15 protein-coding genes, 1 tRNA gene and 1 pseudogene are annotated in these 17,674 nt (G+C 44.6%); 6 read left to right on the top strand and 11 right to left on the bottom strand.

Annotated elements, in window-relative coordinates; genetic code table 11:
• Positions 1-9 precede the first annotated feature (9 nt).
• The gene (locus DXC01_RS13220) at positions 10-261 is read right to left on the bottom strand and encodes a hypothetical protein (RefSeq protein ID WP_022213421.1); all 252 of its coding nucleotides are present in this window, start codon (positions 259-261) and stop codon (positions 10-12) included.
• A 145-nt stretch (positions 262-406) separates the two neighbouring features.
• Here DXC01_RS13220 and DXC01_RS13225 point away from each other — a divergent pair, with 145 nt between their 5' ends.
• A complete protein-coding gene (locus DXC01_RS13225) occupies positions 407-1,495 on the top strand; it encodes a pyridoxal phosphate-dependent aminotransferase (protein WP_118699078.1) in 1,089 nt (362 codons plus the stop codon).
• A 16-nt stretch (positions 1,496-1,511) separates the two neighbouring features.
• On the opposite strand, the gene DXC01_RS13230 is transcribed toward DXC01_RS13225, so the two are convergent.
• From DXC01_RS13230 to DXC01_RS13250, 5 genes are all read right to left on the bottom strand, one after another.
• Complete coding sequence (locus DXC01_RS13230; RefSeq protein WP_118699079.1) at positions 1,512-3,239, bottom strand: helix-turn-helix domain-containing protein; 1,728 nt, start codon at positions 3,237-3,239, stop codon at positions 1,512-1,514.
• Between the two features lie 113 nt (positions 3,240-3,352).
• Positions 3,353-3,607 carry a sporulation transcriptional regulator SpoIIID gene (gene spoIIID / locus DXC01_RS13235; protein WP_022213424.1) on the bottom strand — a complete coding sequence of 85 codons (255 nt, stop codon included), beginning with the start codon at positions 3,605-3,607 and terminating at the stop codon, positions 3,353-3,355.
• Positions 3,608-3,676: 69 nt separating this feature from the next.
• Positions 3,677-4,669, bottom strand: a complete 993-nt coding sequence (locus DXC01_RS13240; RefSeq protein WP_264466890.1) for an aldo/keto reductase — start codon at positions 4,667-4,669, stop codon at positions 3,677-3,679.
• 102 nt (positions 4,670-4,771) lie between these two features.
• Positions 4,772-5,455, bottom strand: coding sequence for a DNA alkylation repair protein (locus tag DXC01_RS13245; RefSeq protein ID WP_199705007.1), 684 nt, complete (start codon positions 5,453-5,455; stop codon positions 4,772-4,774).
• 44 nt (positions 5,456-5,499) lie between these two features.
• A complete protein-coding gene (locus DXC01_RS13250) occupies positions 5,500-6,321 on the bottom strand; it encodes a MerR family transcriptional regulator (protein ID WP_199705009.1) in 822 nt (273 codons plus the stop codon).
• A gap of 181 nt (positions 6,322-6,502) precedes the next feature.
• Here DXC01_RS13250 and DXC01_RS13255 point away from each other — a divergent pair, with 181 nt between their 5' ends.
• Entirely contained in the window at positions 6,503-7,594 is a 1,092-nt protein-coding gene (locus tag DXC01_RS13255) for an FtsW/RodA/SpoVE family cell cycle protein (RefSeq protein WP_118699082.1), read from the top strand.
• A gap of 33 nt (positions 7,595-7,627) precedes the next feature.
• Here DXC01_RS13255 and feoB read toward each other — a convergent pair whose 3' ends face one another.
• Positions 7,628-9,991: a ferrous iron transport protein B gene (feoB, locus tag DXC01_RS13260; RefSeq protein WP_118699083.1), complete on the bottom strand. Its 2,364-nt coding sequence runs from the start codon at positions 9,989-9,991 to the stop codon at positions 7,628-7,630.
• A 357-nt stretch (positions 9,992-10,348) separates the two neighbouring features.
• On the opposite strand from feoB, the gene DXC01_RS13265 reads away from it, so the two are divergent.
• Positions 10,349-12,016 (top strand): alpha-glucosidase, encoded by a 1,668-nt coding sequence (locus DXC01_RS13265; protein WP_022213430.1) that lies wholly within the window; start codon positions 10,349-10,351, stop codon positions 12,014-12,016.
• Positions 12,017-12,147: 131 nt separating this feature from the next.
• On the opposite strand, the pseudogene DXC01_RS13270 reads toward DXC01_RS13265, so the two are convergent.
• Positions 12,148-13,302: pseudogene (locus DXC01_RS13270) on the bottom strand (FprA family A-type flavoprotein); the annotation flags it as partial.
• Positions 13,303-13,536: 234 nt separating this feature from the next.
• Here DXC01_RS13270 and DXC01_RS13275 point away from each other — a divergent pair.
• Complete coding sequence (locus tag DXC01_RS13275) at positions 13,537-14,019, top strand: Lrp/AsnC family transcriptional regulator (RefSeq protein ID WP_022213432.1); 483 nt, start codon at positions 13,537-13,539, stop codon at positions 14,017-14,019.
• The gene (locus tag DXC01_RS13280) at positions 14,016-15,194 is read left to right on the top strand and encodes an aminotransferase class I/II-fold pyridoxal phosphate-dependent enzyme (RefSeq protein ID WP_118253868.1); all 1,179 of its coding nucleotides are present in this window, start codon (positions 14,016-14,018) and stop codon (positions 15,192-15,194) included. Before DXC01_RS13275 ends, DXC01_RS13280 begins: the two co-directional genes overlap by 4 nt.
• A gap of 22 nt (positions 15,195-15,216) precedes the next feature.
• Here DXC01_RS13280 and DXC01_RS13285 read toward each other — a convergent pair whose 3' ends face one another.
• Positions 15,217-16,089 (bottom strand): DMT family transporter, encoded by an 873-nt coding sequence (locus DXC01_RS13285; protein ID WP_022213434.1) that lies wholly within the window; start codon positions 16,087-16,089, stop codon positions 15,217-15,219.
• Positions 16,090-16,333: 244 nt separating this feature from the next.
• Here DXC01_RS13285 and thrH point away from each other — a divergent pair, with 244 nt between their 5' ends.
• Positions 16,334-16,939 (top strand): bifunctional phosphoserine phosphatase/homoserine phosphotransferase ThrH, encoded by a 606-nt coding sequence (gene thrH, locus DXC01_RS13290; protein ID WP_118699084.1) that lies wholly within the window; start codon positions 16,334-16,336, stop codon positions 16,937-16,939.
• Between the two features lie 142 nt (positions 16,940-17,081).
• Here thrH and DXC01_RS13295 read toward each other — a convergent pair whose 3' ends face one another.
• Together DXC01_RS13295 and DXC01_RS13300 are read right to left on the bottom strand one after the other, a co-directional pair.
• Positions 17,082-17,462, bottom strand: a complete 381-nt coding sequence (locus DXC01_RS13295; RefSeq protein ID WP_118699085.1) for a VOC family protein — start codon at positions 17,460-17,462, stop codon at positions 17,082-17,084.
• Positions 17,463-17,570: 108 nt separating this feature from the next.
• Positions 17,571-17,641, bottom strand: a tRNA-Gly gene (locus DXC01_RS13300).
• Positions 17,642-17,674: the final 33 nt, after the last annotated feature.

The raw sequence follows: 17,674 nt of genomic DNA on the forward strand, positions 1-17,674 counted from the left end.
TCCTGTCTGTTAATTGCTGATCATATCCGGCCAGGAAAGGATCTCCGCTGAAATCTCCGCTTCATAATCTCCTTCAATATCCTGGCTTCTTCCAGCCTCATAAATATTGGTCTCTGCTCCCCAGACTCCATCATGATATTCCCACACATGGAATTTCAGGCCGCGGAACATAAAATCAAGGCTTCCGCATCCGTCTTCTTCTGTGTATTCATATTTGATATTCTTTTTTTCCAATGCATCCTGTACTTTTTGTAATCGCATTTCTCTTCCCCCCAACTGTTTATCTACAAAACTGACTACTATTATATGCAAAATACGCCTGAAAAGCAAGTTTATCTACTTGCAGATAGATCCGGAATGCTTTATGATAGTAAAAGACTAAAAAAATACGAGGAAGTGTACAGCTATGACTACAAAGATAGTTTTTCATGGAAGTGACATAGAAAAAATATGTGAGTACTATCATTTAAATAAAGAAGATATCGTAAAATTCGGTGCCAATGTCAATCCGCTTGGACTCTCATCCAAAGTCAGGGATGCACTGGCTTCAAATATTGACCTTTTTTCTTCCTATCCGGATCGAAATTATACTTCTCTTCGAAATACAATTTCTGAATACTGCAATATTCCGGCTGACTTTATCCTCCCGGGAAATGGATCCAGCGAGCTGATCTCTCTGTTGATCCAGGAAAGAGCTCCGAAGCATACCCTGATCCTGGGACCAACTTATTCCGAATACTCCCGTGAACTTTCTTTCTCCGGAAGCACACAGGAATATTATCATCTTCAGGAAGAACGGGATTTTTGCCTGGATATTGATGATCTCTGCAAGACGCTCGAAAATGGTTACGATTTCCTTATTCTCTGTAATCCTAACAACCCGACTTCCTCTGCGATTACCCAGAATGAACTCCGTAAACTGATCGCTTTCTGTGCTAAGCATAATATTTTCGTGATGATCGATGAAACTTATGTAGAATTTGCACCGGATATCAATGAGATCACCGCAGTTCCGCTTACACAGGAATTTACGAATCTCGTGGTTCTGCGTGGCGTTTCCAAATTCTATGCCGCACCGGGAATGCGTCTTGGCTACGGTGTCACCGGAAATATGGATTTTCTCGCCAAAATGAGAGAGAAACAGACACCATGGTCCCTCAACAGTCTTGGTGCCTATGCCGGAGAATTAATGTTCAAAGATCAGGAGTATATCCAGAAGACCAGAAATCTGATTCTTTCTGAAAGGGACAAACTTTACAAAGAACTGAAAGAACTCCCAACATACAAAGTTTATCCTGCGTATGCAAACTTTATCCTGCTCAAGATCCAGAAACCGGGACTTACTTCTTCCGATGCCTTCGAAGCCTGCATCAAAGAAGGGCTCATGATCCGTGACTGTGCTTCTTTCCAGTGCCTTGACGGAGAATTCATCCGCTTCTGCATCATGATGCCAGAAGATAATACACGTTTACTTAACGTATTAAAGCAGCTGTGATCCAGCTGCTTTTGTCTTATTCTCTACTCTCTTTTGCCTTTCGTTTCTCTATCATTTTCCACACAGTTTTACAGAGTTTTGGTTCCTGGATCACAAAGTGGATCGTTGGATTTTTTGTTTTGGAAAGCATAATCCAATTTTCATCCATAATGGATACCTGAAGATTTCTGAATTTTGGTGCAGAATTTTCGATCAGAATATAATTTGTATGGCTGGCAGCAAAATTTCTCGTTTCTTCAAGATGTTTTTTGTATAAATCTGCAGAATACCATAATTCCTGACCGCCAAAGATACCTGCCAGCGGGATAAAACAGAATTGAATATTCGTCTCCTCCTGCACGGCAACTTCATTTTCCATTTCACTGTGTTTCAAAATATCTTCCACCCTTGTTTTCTGGTTCAGATAATAATACTTCAGCTCTCTTATAAATTCAGAAGAAAAATAGTTTTCGGAAATGATCTCATCTAAAGTCGCTTCTGACATTGTGTATAAGGGCAGTGACGGAAGGATATTTCTCCGTTTTCCCTGCTCCTTCTGATCTTCCAGCAGAAACCTGGAAAATTCCTGTTTATTTTCTTCTCTGTACACTTTCATCAGGACATTTGCCCTTGAGATCAGATTTCGGATCTGTTTATTGTAATAAGCCACTTCCTCTTTCTTTTCTGTCACATAGTATTTGCTGTCTTCATCGAAGCCCCTGACCGCACCTTCGCGCAGCGCAACTGCACCTGAAACTCTGATCCCGTTACAAAAATTATTTCTCCGGCTCTGATAAAGACAATAAGACTCCATCTGTCCCGCCATATAAACCGGAATCCATTTTTCCATCCCAAGAAGAAGTTCATGGAGCGATCTGCTCATATTATGGATAACTACCAGTTTCAAACCTTTTTTCTGCAGAAGCATAAGCCCCTCGATCCATCGATTACAAAATTCCCGATTTCCGAAGATATTTTCAACAGGCATATCGCTGTAATGAATTGACGGCTCCATAGATTCCGAAGCCAGCGTCAGCCTGATAAAATTCATTTCTGCCTTCATCATTCCTTCTTTTCCATAATATATTTTTCGTGTCGTAAAAGGGAGGGTCACATAGGACTCTCCCGATTTATCAATCTTATGCAGGCATTCATTCAGATCAAACTCATCTATTTTTCGTAAAAATATATCTGTCGGATCAACCAGTGGATCTTCTCCGGTGCACAGCCATTCCTCCAGTGCTTTTACAGCTTCTTCATCGTTTCTGATCTTATCCTTCTCAACTCCCAGTAACTGCCGGATCCCTGTACGGTCCGCAATATGATGTTCCAGAATATATGCCGCGACCTTTCCTGCAAAATCCTCCGGATCTGCCGGTCGCCTCTGTCCGCTCTTGATTCTCTGAATATAGGAAGGTTCGTAATACAGCTCCTTTGTCATCTTGCTGACTTTGATCTCAAGCGTATCGATCAGCATATTCAGATTTTTGCGAAATCTCTCATAGTCAAATGAAGTTATTTCCAGCTGCTTCTCAAGTATCTTATAAAAGTTTTCTCTGGAAAATCCAGTATATTTTTTTCTGTTACTTAAAATCTGCAACCCATCGAGTATTTTTTCTAACTGTTCACTTCTCTGCTCCGGAACTCTTTTTCCTGAAACATAGCGATTTACCGTACTGGCCGGCAGATTTCCCGCCTCAGCAAGTTCTTTCTGTGTACAGTTCATTTCGTCCAGGCTCTTTCTCAGTTCTTCATGAAACATCATAAGTGTACCTTCCTGCCAATGCTTTTTTGCACTTTTGTTATTTTATGGTGCATTATAGTATAAAAATATAAACCACGCTTATATTTAGTACAAATATTTCTATATACGCAACATTATCTCACCATATGCAGATACTTTTCCTTCGTAGCAAGTCCCCCACGGATATGACGCTCCTGCTTGTTTACATCGAGGACCTTCCTCACTTCCATTGCCAGGGATGGATTGATCATTCTGAGACGTTCTGCACAGTCTTTGTGCACCGTACTCTTGCTTATCCCAAATTTTTTCGCCGCCTGCCGCACCGTTGCCCTGGTCTCAATTATGTAACATGCTACTTCCACTGCCCGCTCTTCAATATAATCTTTCAAAGGAAAATCCCCCGAAGGCACTGTTTTTATAGTGTATGCGGGGGATTCTTGTAAACATTCCTTATTCTTTTAATTCAGTGAGATCTCATCGATCAGCTTCAGTTCTTCTTTCGTAAATGGTGCACAGCTGATCGCTTTTACATTGTCAAGGATCTGCTGCGGTTTGGATGCACCGATCAGTACACTGGTCACTTCCTTCTGCTGAAGGAGCCATCCAAGAGCCATGTCTGCAAGTTTCTCGCCACGCTGTGCTGCCAGATCGTTCAACTTACGGATCTGATCAAGTCTGTGTTCGTCAAGAGCGCTTTCCTTAAGGAATCTTCCGTCTGTACGGATACGGCTGTCTTCCGGAATGCCATTCAGATAACGGTCAGTGAGCTGTCCCTGCGCAAGCGGGCTGAATGTGATGAGTCCTTTCTTGAGGATGCCGGTTGTTTTCTTAAGTCCGTTCTTTTCTACCGTTCTGTCAAAGATAGAATAACGGTTCTGGTTGATCACAAACGGGCAGCGCAGGTCTTTGAGGATGGCAGCCGCCTCACTGAGTGTTTTGCCATCGTAGTTGGAAAGTCCGACATAAAGTGCCTTACCGCTCTGAACAGCACTTGCCAGTGCTCCCATTGTTTCCTCCAGCGGGGTATCCGGATCCATTCTGTGATGATAAAAAATATCCACATATTCCAGTCCCATACGTTTCAGGCTCTGGTCCAGGCTCGCAAGAAGATACTTGCGGCTCCCCCAGTTTCCGTAAGGACCATCCCACATTTCATAACCGGCTTTTGTCGTAATGATCAGCTCATCACGGTAAATTCCCAGGTCTTCCTTAAGGATCTTGCCAAAATTCTTCTCCGCACTTCCCGGCTCCGGTCCATAATTATTCGCCAGATCAAACTGTGTGATCCCATTATCAAATGCTGTAAAACAAAGCTGCTTCATATTTTCGAAATTCGCAGTATCCCCAAAATTATGCCACAACCCCAGTGACACCTTCGGCAGCATCAGCCCACTGTTCCCGCAGTGACTGTATTCCATAGTTGTATATCTGTCTTTTGATGCAGTGTACATGATTTTTACCTCCCAATATGCGCATATATTTTATTGCTTTTATAGAAGATTATCACTTCAAGTACACTTGAAGTCAAGAAGTTTTCACTCAATTCACATGATTCATCTCAGGCTCTTCAGATATACCTTCTGTTCCGGTGTTATCCGGTAGCTTTCGACGGCTTTCTGGATTGTCTTCCTGTGTACCCATTCCGGGAGACGCCGTTCTTCCAGATAGGGAATGGTCGCTTCCCATTGTTTTGCCAGAGCTGTGGCAAGATACCAGGCGATCATCATGTTTACATAATATTCTTCCGAACGGACTCCTGCTGCAAGTTCCAGGTATTCCGGTTCAAAAGCCTCGTCCAGATAAAAACTCATCAGCAGACCGATCCCATAACGGATCGTATAAGTTTCACCGGAAGCGATCCAACTTCTGATCTCCGGCAGAAGTTCTTCTCTGTGCTTCGCAAAACATTTCGGTGCTGGCAGGTCACAGGTCGCCCAGTTATTTATATATGGAAGAAACTTCTTCACTTCGGCAAGACAGGTTTCGTAATCTTTGATCCCTGTCACGATCATCATATGCATGTTATTTTCTTCATAATATCGGTGTGGAAGGACCTGCAGAAATTCTTCTGCCTCCGGTGTCTTTGCAAATTCTTTGGCAAATTTACGCAGCATCGGTGTACGGATCCCTATCAGGGTTTCCTTATCAGTCCCCGGCAGAAGTTTACTGTGGAAATCCCTGTACTTCAAATCCTGCATTTCAAATAACTGTTCCTCTAATTTCTCAATATCCAGCATTTCACTGTCTCCCCAAATTCTGTATTTTTATCTGTATTCCTCTCTCACACAACAGGAATCCTGATCTCCGTCACAAACTTGTCCGTATCATTCGTCATTCCATAATCGATCAGCGTGATCTCCCTGGAAAATCCGGCGATCTTAAGGCCCCGTTCCCGTATGTACTTCAGAAGTCTCCTGTAATACTGCGGTGCCGCATTGTGCCCTCCGCAGAAACGGATCGATACGCATTTCTGTTCTGGAAAAATCTCCGTTTTTCCTTCGTAAATATCTTCCTCATCAAGTCTCAGAAAAACAAGGTCATAACTTTGAAAATCGTCCTTCTTTAATTTTTCTTCTGAAATCCCCACGCCAACTTTGCCCAAGAATGCCAGCGGCTCCTTCTGCCCTTTCTGCAGACGGCGGATGGCAGTTTCCAGATCAAGATACGATTCCGGCTTCAGGGAATCTTTCATCCATGCGATCCTGCATTTCGGTGTACAGACCATTTTTATCTGATCCAGTTCTGAACTCACCGCATCCCGAAGCTGTTCCAGGCGGTGGTCGATCTTCCCTGCAATGATATCCAACTCCTGTCTTTTTTTCTCGATGATCTCTTTCTGCCGGACCAACTTCTCCTCCATCACCTGTGTGTCTCTGTCATGTAGAAACTCCGCGATCTCCGAAAGCGGCAGATCCAGCACCCGCAGATAACGGATCGTATTCAGCACTTCAAGCTGACGGACTCCATAATAACGATAGCCTGTTTTTTCATCCACATACTCCGGTTCCAGAAGTCCTTCCTGCTCATAATGGCGTAAAGTCCCCATGCTGACATGAAAAATTTTTGCCACCTCTCCGATCTGGAGCAGTTTTTTATCCTGCATAATGTCCCTCGTTTTCAGATTTTTTCTTACTGTTGTTACCCTTTTTGCACATGATATACCGCGTCTCATACCATGTCAATCCCCTCGCAGAATATAAAAAGCCTCTCTTTCGTACAATCCCTGAGGTATATTTTTCCTGTTTTCTTTATATCTTTAGATAAAAGCCTTTTCGGAGTCTGTCATGCCAAGGGACAAACAAAAAGCTTCTTCCCGGATGGATATGACCATGCTGACCCTGGTGATCCTCCTGACTGTTTTTGGTCTTGTCATTCTTCTCAGTGCCAGCGAATACAATGGCAGAGTCCGTTTCCATGACTCTGCCTATTACTTCAAAAAACAGCTCTTTGCCTCTGCGCTCGGGCTGGGTGCTATGTATTTTGTTTCCAGTATAGATTATCACTTTTTTGTCCGGCTCGCCCCTGCAGCATATCTTCTTTCCATGCTTCTTTCAACAGCCGTGCTTCTCTTTGGACAGGAGATCAACGGTTCCAGGCGCTGGCTGAATCTCGGTCCTCTTTCTTTCCAGCCATCCGAATTTGCCAAAGTCGCTGTTGTCCTTTTTCTGACCTGGCAGATCGACCGCTCCCGCAAAAAAACGGACGGATTCTGGTTCATGTGCCGGACGATGTTTACCCTGCTTCCCATTGTCGGCCTGGTCGGTTCCAACAACTTAAGTACCGCGATCATCATTCTCGGAATTGGTGTCATTCTGATTTTTGCATCGTCACCTCATTATCTCCAGTTCATCGCTCTCGGCGGTGCAGGCATTGGATTTATCGCCATTTTTCTTGCTGCAGAAAGTTACCGTCTGGAGCGCCTTGCGATCTGGCGGGATCCTGAAAAATATGAAAAAGGCTTCCAGACGATCCAGGGACTTTACGCAATCGGAAGCGGCGGGCTTTTTGGACGGGGACTGGGTAACAGTATACAAAAACTGGGCTTCGTACCCGAAGCCCAGAATGATATGATCTATTCGATTATCTGCGAAGAACTCGGTCTCACCGGAGCCATTCTCCTGATCCTTGTTTTTGGTCTGCTCCTGTGGCGGCTCTGTGTGATCTCCATGCACAGTACAGACCTTTCCGGTGCGCTTCTCTCTGCCGGGATCATGGGACATCTGGCGATCCAGGTCATCCTGAACATCGCCGTTGTCACCAACACGATCCCCAACACAGGGATCACCCTCCCCTTCATCAGTTACGGAGGAACTTCCATTGTATTCCTTCTCGGTGAAATGGGGCTTGCCCTGAACGTCAGTCATCACCGCAGATAAATCTTATGTATAAAGATAACCAACTAATGTCTTTTAGAAGAAAAATCCTCCCACAAGATAGACCACAAACGCTGCCAGCCATGCGATCACGCATTGCCCGATCACAACACCAACTGCCCATTTGCCACCAAGTTCTCTCTTTATAGAAGCGATCGCTGCCACACATGGTGTATACAGAAGACAGAACACCAGAAGGCTTGCTGCTGAGAGCGGTGTAATACAGGAAAGCAGTGTCGCTGTATTTCCAAACAGAACAGACAGTGTGGAAACAACACTTTCCTTTGCCATAAATCCTGTGATCAGTGCTGTGGAGATCCTCCAGTCGCCAAATCCCATCGGTCTGAAGATCGGTGCCGCTACACTTGCCACCATGGCAAGAATGCTGTCTTTGGAATCCTCCACAATGCTGAGATGCGCATTGAATGTCTGCAGGAACCAGATCACAAGCGTTGCGACGAAAATAACTGTAAATGCTCTCTGCAGGAAATCTTTTGCCTTATCCCAGAGAAGATGTCCGACATTCTTTGCTCCCGGCATACGATAGTTCGGAAGTTCCATAACAAACGGAACCGCCTCTCCACTGAAGAGTGTCCGGCGCATCAGAAGTGCCATCAGGATTCCCATCACGATCCCTCCAAAATACAGTGCGATCATCACGATCGCTCCATGTTCCGGGAAAAACGCCGCTGTAAAAAATGCATAGATCGGAAGCTTCGCAGAACAGCTCATAAACGGTGTCAGCATGATCGTCATTTTACGGTCACGCTCTGACGGAAGTGTACGGCTCGCCATAACTCCCGGTACGGTACATCCAAAACCGACCAGCATCGGAACGATGCTCCTGCCGGAAAGCCCGATCTTACGAAGCAGTTTGTCCATCACAAACGCAACCCGTGCCATATATCCACTGTCCTCCAGAAGCGAGAGGAAGAAAAACAACGTCACGATAACAGGAAGGAAACTCAAGACACTTCCCACTCCGTTAAACACACCATCGATCACAAGAGAATGAATGACATCGCTCACATTCGCTGCCGTCATCCAACGGTCCACCATACCTCCAAGTGCCGTGATCCCCATATCCAGCAGATTCTGGAGAAATGCTCCGATCACACTGAATGTCAGGAAAAACACAAGTCCCATGATTCCCACGAAACACGGGATCGCTGTATATTTGCCGGTCAGAATCCGGTCGATCTTCATACTGCGAAGATGTTCCTTACTCTCTTTTGGTTTGACAACCGTTTCATCACAGACTCTCTCAATAAAATCAAACCGCATATGTGCGATCGCCGCCGCCCGATCGAGTCCACGTTCTTTTTCCATCTGCTTTATGATGTGTTCCAGAGTTTCCTTCTCATTCTGATCCAGCTTCAGGCTGTCCATGATCAGCTGATCTCCCTCTGCCAGCTTTGCCGCTGCAAAACGGACCGGGATTCCTGCTGCCTGTGCATGATCCTCGATCAGATGCATGATTGCATGAAGGCATCGATGAACAGCGCCTCCGTCTTTATTTGCATCACAGAAATCTATGATCCGTGGTTTCTCCTGGTATTTTGCAACGTGAAGCGCATGCTCTACCAGTTCGTCAATACCCTCGTTCTTGGCTGCCGAGATCGGTATGACCGGAATTCCAAGCATTTCCTCCATGCGATTGACCAGAACAGAGCCTCCATTCTGTCTCACCTCGTCCATCATGTTCAATGCAAGGACCATCGGCACATCCAGCTCCATCAGCTGCATGGTCAGATAAAGGTTTCTTTCTATATTAGTAGCATCAACGATATTGATGATTCCCTTCGGGTGCTCATCCAGAACAAAATTCCTCGTTACGATCTCTTCGCTGGAATACGGTGACATGGAATAAATTCCCGGAAGGTCTGTTACCAGTGTATTGCTTTTGCCACGGATCATTCCATCCTTACGGTCTACCGTAACACCCGGAAAGTTTCCCACATGCTGGCTTGATCCTGTAAGCTGGTTAAACAGCGTCGTCTTGCCACAGTTCTGGTTTCCCGCCAGTGCAAATGTCAATGGTACATGATCCGGCAGTGGATGTTCATCCTTCTTTTCATGGAACTTTCCACCCTCGCCAAGTCCCGGATGCGGCATCGCCTCGGCTGCTTTCTTCTGCAAAGGCGTTGGCTTCTGTTTCGTTTCTTTTGCATCACGGATATTTTCAATCTCAATCTTTTCCGCATCTGCAAGACGCAGTGTCAGTTCATAACTGTGGATACGAAGTTCCATCGGGTCTCCCATCGGTGCATATTTCACCATGGTCACATCACCCTTCGGAATCAGACCCATGTCCAGAAAGTGCTGTCGCAAAGCCCCCTCGCCACCGACAGAGCGAATCGTCGCGGTTTTCCCGATCGGCAGTTCTCTTAATGATGTCATAATCTGCTTTCCTCTTCTTTCCTCTGTTCTTTAGTTTTTATTGATATTTATTACTGTTCACAGGAAATATCCTGCGAGGTGTTTTGCCATGAATATGGCAAAATCCCGAGACATACGGGGCAAAATGCCATCACCGAAGGTGATTTGGAATGCATTTTGACCAAATTACTGTGAGCGAAGCGAACAGTAATGATACTTTTTCTCAGTACGTACGAACTAACCGTATGCTAAATGAGAATATTTGTCAATAGTTATTCTGTAAAAAGTCAAAATATCGTAGTTTTTGGTCAGATTCTCATAAGATTTTTTTCACTCTGACCATTATAATAAAGTACAGAATTTAAGGAGGAATTTCTTATGGAACGTAAATGGTGGCAGGACAAAGTAGCCTATCAGATCTACCCAAAAAGTTTTTATGATTCAAACAATGACGGAATCGGTGACATTCCGGGAATTATACAGAAATTAGATTATCTCAAAGACCTCGGTGTGGATATTATCTGGATCTCTCCATGTTATCCATCTCCTTTTGCAGATCAGGGATATGATATTTCAGATTACTATGACATCAACCCTGCATTCGGAACTCTCGAAGATATGGACCATCTTCTTGCCGAAGCAAAAAAACGCGATATGTACATCATCCTGGACCTGGTTGTAAACCACTGCTCTGATGAACACGAATGGTTCAAAAAAGCCTGTGAGGATCCGGATGGAAAATACGGAAACTTCTTCTACATCGAAGACCGCAAAGAGGGAGAACTCCCGTGCAACTGGAGAAGTTATTTCGGAGGCTCAGTCTGGGAACCGCTCCCGGGACATCCGGACAAACAGTATCTCCACGTCTTCCACAAAAAACAGCCTGATCTTAACTGGGAAAACCCGGAAGTACGCGAGGAAGTTTACAAAAACATCAACTGGTGGCTTGACCGTGGAGTCAGTGGATTCCGTATTGACGCGATCATCAATATCAAGAAAAAACTTCCATTCAAAGATTACCCGGTTGACCGCCCGGACGGACTTTCCAGTATCCACTATATGCTTGAGGATGCAACCGGTGTCGGAGAATTCCTCGGCGAGATGCGTGACCATACTTTCAAACCACACGATGCTTTTTCTGTAGGTGAGGTTTTCAATGAAAAGGAAGAAGAACTTCCTGATTTCATCGGAAGCAACGGATATTTTTCCAGTATGTTTGATTTCTCCACGACCGTATTCGGTGGAAGTCCGAACGGATGGTACGACCACAAAGAGATCACACCGGAAGATTACAAGGAATGCTGTTTCCACTCTCAGAAACGTATCGGCGATATCGGATATCTGTCCAATATCATCGAAAACCACGACGAGCCGCGAGGTGTCAGCCACTACATTCCTGACGGAGATCTTTCTCTCCAGAGCAAGAAATTCCTGGCTGCCATGTACTTCATGCTCCGCGGACTGCCGTTCATCTATCAGGGACAGGAGATCGGTATGGAAAACCTGACATTCACTTCTATTGACCAGGTGGATGATATCAGTTCCATCGATGAATACCATGTAGCCCTGGATGCCGGCTGCACCGAAAAAGAAGCTCTCGCCTGTGTCTCCAGATACAGCCGTGACAATGCCCGTACACCGGTCCAGTGGGATACCACCGAAAACGCAGGATTTTCCAAAGGTACTCCATGGCTTCCTGTAAACCCGAACTACAAAGACATCAATGTAGAAGCTCAGGTAAATGACCCGGATTCTTTATTCTCTTTCTACAAAGCACTGATCGCTCTGCGCAAAGACCCAGAATACAAAGAAACCATCGTTTACGGTAAACTGATCCCTTACCTTGAGGAACAACACAATCTGATGTCCTATTATCGAAAAGGCGACAAAACTCTCCTGGTTCTCGGAAACTTCCAGAAAGAACCACAGAGTGCAGTCCTTCCATCTGCATACAAAAAAGTACTTCTCAACAACTACCCGGAAGTATCTGTAAGCGGAAATACTGTAACACTTGACAATTATCAGGTTTTGATCCTGGAGCTTTAATATTACCCCCTTAATATTGCTTGTTTATTTATTATTTTTTCTTTCTTCAGGCAACTCCAGTAATTAAAAAAAAGCCCCCGCGAAGTTTTCCTTACTTCGCAGGGGCTTCTTTAGTATCTGGGTATTTTTTATTTGCAGAGTTCTTCTGCCATCTTGTCCAGTTCTTCGATATTTTCATCACTTAAGGAAGACATGATCTTGACTGTGTTGTCCAGCCAGGTGATATTCTTGCTCTTCTCGAATTTCGCCTGCATAACTTTGGCTGCATTCGGAGCCCAGCTTCCGTTCTCGATCAGACCGATAGTTCGGTTCTGGTAGCTTCTCTCTGTCAGATGATCGATGTATGTCTTCATGAATGGGAAGATATCTGCATTGTAGGTAATGGTTGCAAGAACCAGTTTACCGTAGCGGAATGCATCCTCAACTGCCTTTGCCATGTCATCTCTGGCAAGGTCAAATACAGTAACCTTCGGGCAGCCTTTTTCTTTCAGTTTCTCAGCCAGGATTTCAACAGCTTTCTTAGTATTTCCATAAACGGATGTGTATGCGATCACAACACCCTCATCTTCTACTTTATAAGAAGACCAGATATCATATTTCTCAATATAATGTCCCAGATTCTCAGTCAGAACCGGTCCGTGCAGAGGGCAGATGATCTGGATATCCAGAGTTGCAGCCACTTTGAGAAGCTTCTGAACCTGCGGACCATATTTGCCGACGATACCGATATAATAACGGCGTGCTTCGCAGTCCCAGTCTTCCTCTACATCAAGTGCGCCGAATTTACCAAATCCGTCAGCAGAAAACAGAACTTTGTCTGTACTGTCGTAAGTTACCATAACTTCCGGCCAGTGTACCATCGGAGCAAACACGAAAGTAAGCACATGTCTGCCAAGGGTCAGGGACTCACCATTTCCAACTTCAAGCGTTCTTCCCTCAAGATCCAGGTTTCTGAAGAAGTTCTTCATCATACCAAAAGTCTTGGTATTTGCCACGATCGTTGTATCCGGATATGCATTCATAAAGTTCTCTATATTTGCTGCATGGTCCGGCTCCATATGCTGAACTACCAGGTAATCCGGCTTCGCGCCATCCAGAACTGCTGCGATGTTATCGAGCCATTCCTTTGTGAAGTTTGCATCAACAGTATCCATAACTGCGATCTTCTCATCCTTGATCACATAAGAGTTGTACGCCATTCCATTCGGCACATCATACTGACCTTCAAACAGGTCTACTTGGTGATCATTTACACCTACATATAAGATATCATTCGTGATCTGCATTGTAATTTCTGCCTCCTTGACTTTTGTCATTTCATTGTTTCTTCTATTATAGCATCCTTTTTCTGGAAAAGAAACACTTTTAGTTGAATACTTTACTTTTTTTATCCAATTTCAACTCTCTTCGTATTTTTCCCGTTTTTACTGTAAAAAATCCGTCGAACGTGGTATGATAGAAATAATCTCCGGAAATATCCCGGAACAGATTATGTGATTTTAGTTTTGGAGGAAATAATCTTGAGAAAACAAATATTAAGTTATCTTGAAAAAAACAGCAAAATGGATTCCAAAGAGATCGCCATTCTGCTTGGCACAGAACCAGATGTTGTCGAAAATGAGATCCGCAAGATGGAAGAAGAAAAAATCATCTGCGGCTACCACACCATGATCGACTGGGACAAGACCAGCTCCGAAATGGTCACTGCACTGATTGAAGTGCGTGTAACACCACAGCGTGGCCAGGGATTTGATTCCATCGCAGAACGTATCTACAAATATCCGGAAGTCCGTTCCGTATATCTGATCTCAGGCGGCTACGATCTGATGGTCATTCTCGAAGGCAAAACCCTCAAAGAAGTTTCCCAGTTCGTAACAGACAAACTGTCCACACTGGATTCTGTCTTAAGTACCGCAACCCACTTCATCCTGAAGAAATACAAAGACCACGGTACGATCTTCGATCAGAAAATCAAAGACGAAAGGATGCTGGTGACACCTTGAGAAAACTTGTAGCAGACAAGGTGGCAGCCATCCAGCCATCTGGAATACGTAAATTTTTTGACATCGTAAGTGAAATGGATGACGTAATCTCTCTCGGTGTCGGTGAACCTGATTTTGATACTCCATGGCATATCCGTGATGAGGGTATCTACAGCCTGGAAAAAGGCCGGACATACTACACTTCCAATGCCGGACTCCTGGAACTCCGTCAGGAGATCAGCAAATATGTACAGAACAAATACAAAGTTTCCTACGATCCCAAGAGTGAAATCCTTGTAACCGTAGGCGGCAGTGAGGCGATCGACCTCTCCATGCGCGCCATGCTGGAACCTGGAGATGAAGTCCTGATCCCGCAGCCATCCTTCGTTGCATACGAGCCATGTGCTGTCATGGCAGACGGCGTGGCGAAATTTATCGACCTCAAAGCTGAGAACGAATTCCGCCTGACCGCAGATGATCTGCGCGCAGCGATCACTGACCGTACCAAGATCCTGGTCATGCCATTCCCGAACAACCCGACCGGTTCCATCATGCCACGTAAAGAACTGGAAGAAATCGCCCAGGTTGTGATCGAGAATGATCTCATCGTAGTATCTGACGAGATCTATGCAGAACTGACTTATTACGATGAGCCGCATGTTTCCATCGCAAGCCTTCCGGGAATGAAAGAGCGTACACTCCTTCTGAACGGTTTTTCCAAGACTTTCGCCATGACTGGATGGCGTCTTGGATATGCATGCGGACCTGCTGAACTTATCAAACAGATGACCAAACTTCACCAGTTCGGAATCATGTCTGCACCGACTACCAGCCAGTATGCAGCGATCGAAGCACTCCGCAATGGTGAATCAGCTGTACAGGAAATGCGTGAGGCTTACAATGGCCGCCGCCGTTACCTGATGCACGCTTTCCGCGAGATGGGACTGGAATGTTTCGAACCTTTTGGTGCTTTTTATGTTTTCCCGTCAATCAAGGAATTCGGTCTGACTTCTGAAGAATTTGCCGAAAGACTTCTTCGTGAAGAACACGTAGCTGTTATTCCGGGATCCGCATTTGGTAAATGTGGCGAAGGATACATCCGTATTTCCTACGCTTACTCTCTTGAGAATCTGAAGCTTGCCATGTCACATCTTCAGAACTTTATCGAGAAATTACGCAGAGAAAAACACTCATAAAAATAACAGGAGCAGCAAAGAATTAATTTTTCTTTGCTGCTCTCATGTTATATACGAACATTCCAAGCGATGCCAGAATGATCAGTCCATATCCTATAAAGCTGTATTTGTCCGGAATTTCGCCAAAAAGGAAAAATCCAAGAAGTGTTGCAAATATGATCTGTGAGTAATCAAAGATCGATATCTTGCCCGCTGGTGCATAACTATACGCCGCCGTGATCGTAAACTGGCCTCCTGCTGCAAACAGACCTGCCATCAGAAGCGTTCCAAGCTGTGTAACTGTCATCGGGACATAATTAAAAATCAGATACGGAAGCACAAACAGGCAGGAACACACAGAAAAATAAAATACAATAATCGGTCCCTTGATCCCATGTGTTCCAAGTACACGGACCATCGTATACGCGATTCCTGCGCCAAGTCCCCCGCAGACTCCGATCAGTGCCGGGATCAAAGCCGTATTCTGAAATCCCGGCTTCACAACAAACAGGCATCCTATAAATGCCAGGAATACGCAGGCCCCCTGTACCGGCGTGATCTTTTCTTTCAGAATCAGAAATGAAAAGATAATTGCAAAGAACGGGGACAGTTTGTTCAGGATAGATGCGTCTGCAACAAGCAGATGATCGATCGCGTAATAGTTACACAGGATTCCCAGAGTTCCAAATGTACATCGCATGATCAGCGGACCCCAGTATGCTTTCTGTACCTTCGGCACAACATGATTTTTTGCCAGGATAATAACCGCAAAAAAAGCCGCTACCAGATTTCGGAAGAAGCTCTTCTGAACGGAAGGAAGATCACCCGCCAGCCGGACACTGACATTCATGCAGGCAAAGAAAAATGCCGACAGAATGATCATGACCATTCCCTTTATATAATTTTCCTGTTTCATATGATTTCACCATACCTTTCTCTTTTCCAGTGTTTCTATCATAACACTATTCCTGAGGAAGATACAATAGAGATTCTTTGTAACTGTTCGCAGATAACGATTGTTTTTGTTAATTTTTCTTTCTGCAAAATTATATATAGCGATTTCGACATTTTTCGGCTATAATAAAGTCTGTACACACACTTAGAGAGACGCGGCACCTTATTACAATGCTAAAGCCGCCTCAGAACGGAGGAGAATTATTATGGAAATTGTTTGTTTAGACCTTGAGGGCGTACTGGTACCTGAAATCTGGATCGCATTCGCAGAGGAAACCGGTATCCCGGAATTAAAGAGAACAACAAGAGATGAGCCGGACTACGACAAATTAATGAAATACCGTCTCAATATTCTGAAAGAGCACAATCTTGGACTGAAAGAGATTCAGGAAACAATTTCCAAGATTGATCCACTTCCGGGCGCAAAAGAATTCCTCGACAATCTCAGAGAAATGACACAGGTAATCATCATCAGCGATACCTTCTCTCAGTTCGCAGGACCTCTGATGAAAAAACTCGGCTACCCGACTATCTTCTGCAACTCTCTCGTTGTAGCAGACAACGGCGAGATCACAGACTTCAAGATGCGCTGTGAGAAATCCAAATACACTACGGTCAAAGCCCTGCAGTCTATCGGCTACGACACCATCGCCAGCGGCGACAGCCACAACGACCTCGGCATGATCCAGGCAAGCAAAGCAGGCTTCCTCTTCAAGAGCACCGACGCCATCAAATCCGAATACCCGGAAATCCCGGCATACGAGACTTATGATGAGCTGTATGATGCAATCAGGAAAGTGATTGAAGGATAATTCTATCAATCAATAAATACACAACTAGTGTCTTTTTGATTACAATGCAATAAAAAACTCCCCGGCAGATCGTCCCCTCATATATAGAGGTTAGCGGTCCACCGGGGAGTTTTCATTTCATATTTGTCCAATTGTGTAGATCTTACAGAAACTGGCTGAATTCTATTTTCTCTTCATTCGGTCCTTTGATCGTGAAGAAACGGACACCATTATCCCAGAATGGAAGAAAATGGATCTCGTCCTGCAGTGTGTTCATATTTTTATCGCAGATTTCCTTATAAACCTGCTCAATATCTGTGACATCGATCGCAACATGCTCAATGGCACCGATTTTTCCTGCTGCATCCTCCGACTCATAAACTTCCATAACCAGATTGTACATTTTGAGAAAACACACCCTCGCTTCGTCATTCACTGTCTCAAACGCAGCTTCAAATCCCAGATCCTCATAAAACTTTTTTGTTGCATCCATATCCTTCGTAGGAATTCCTACATGCTGGATCCCTGTTGCATAATCTTTCATCCCGATCGCTCCTTTGCTTTTTCTTCATATTAACAGCTATTCCTGAATTTTTCCAGTATACAAAAAACACCAATTTCTAAGAAATCGGTGCTTTATCGCAACAAAAAAAGCGGGTGATGGGAATCGAACCCACGTATCCAGCTTGGAAGGCTGGTGTTCTACCATTGAACTACACCCGCATCTGTAATGCACTAACTATAATACCACATTTT

It is taken from the genome of Blautia sp. OM07-19 (assembly GCF_003481595.1).
GTDB classification, from domain to species: Bacteria; Bacillota; Clostridia; order Lachnospirales; family Lachnospiraceae; genus Blautia_A; species Blautia_A intestinihominis.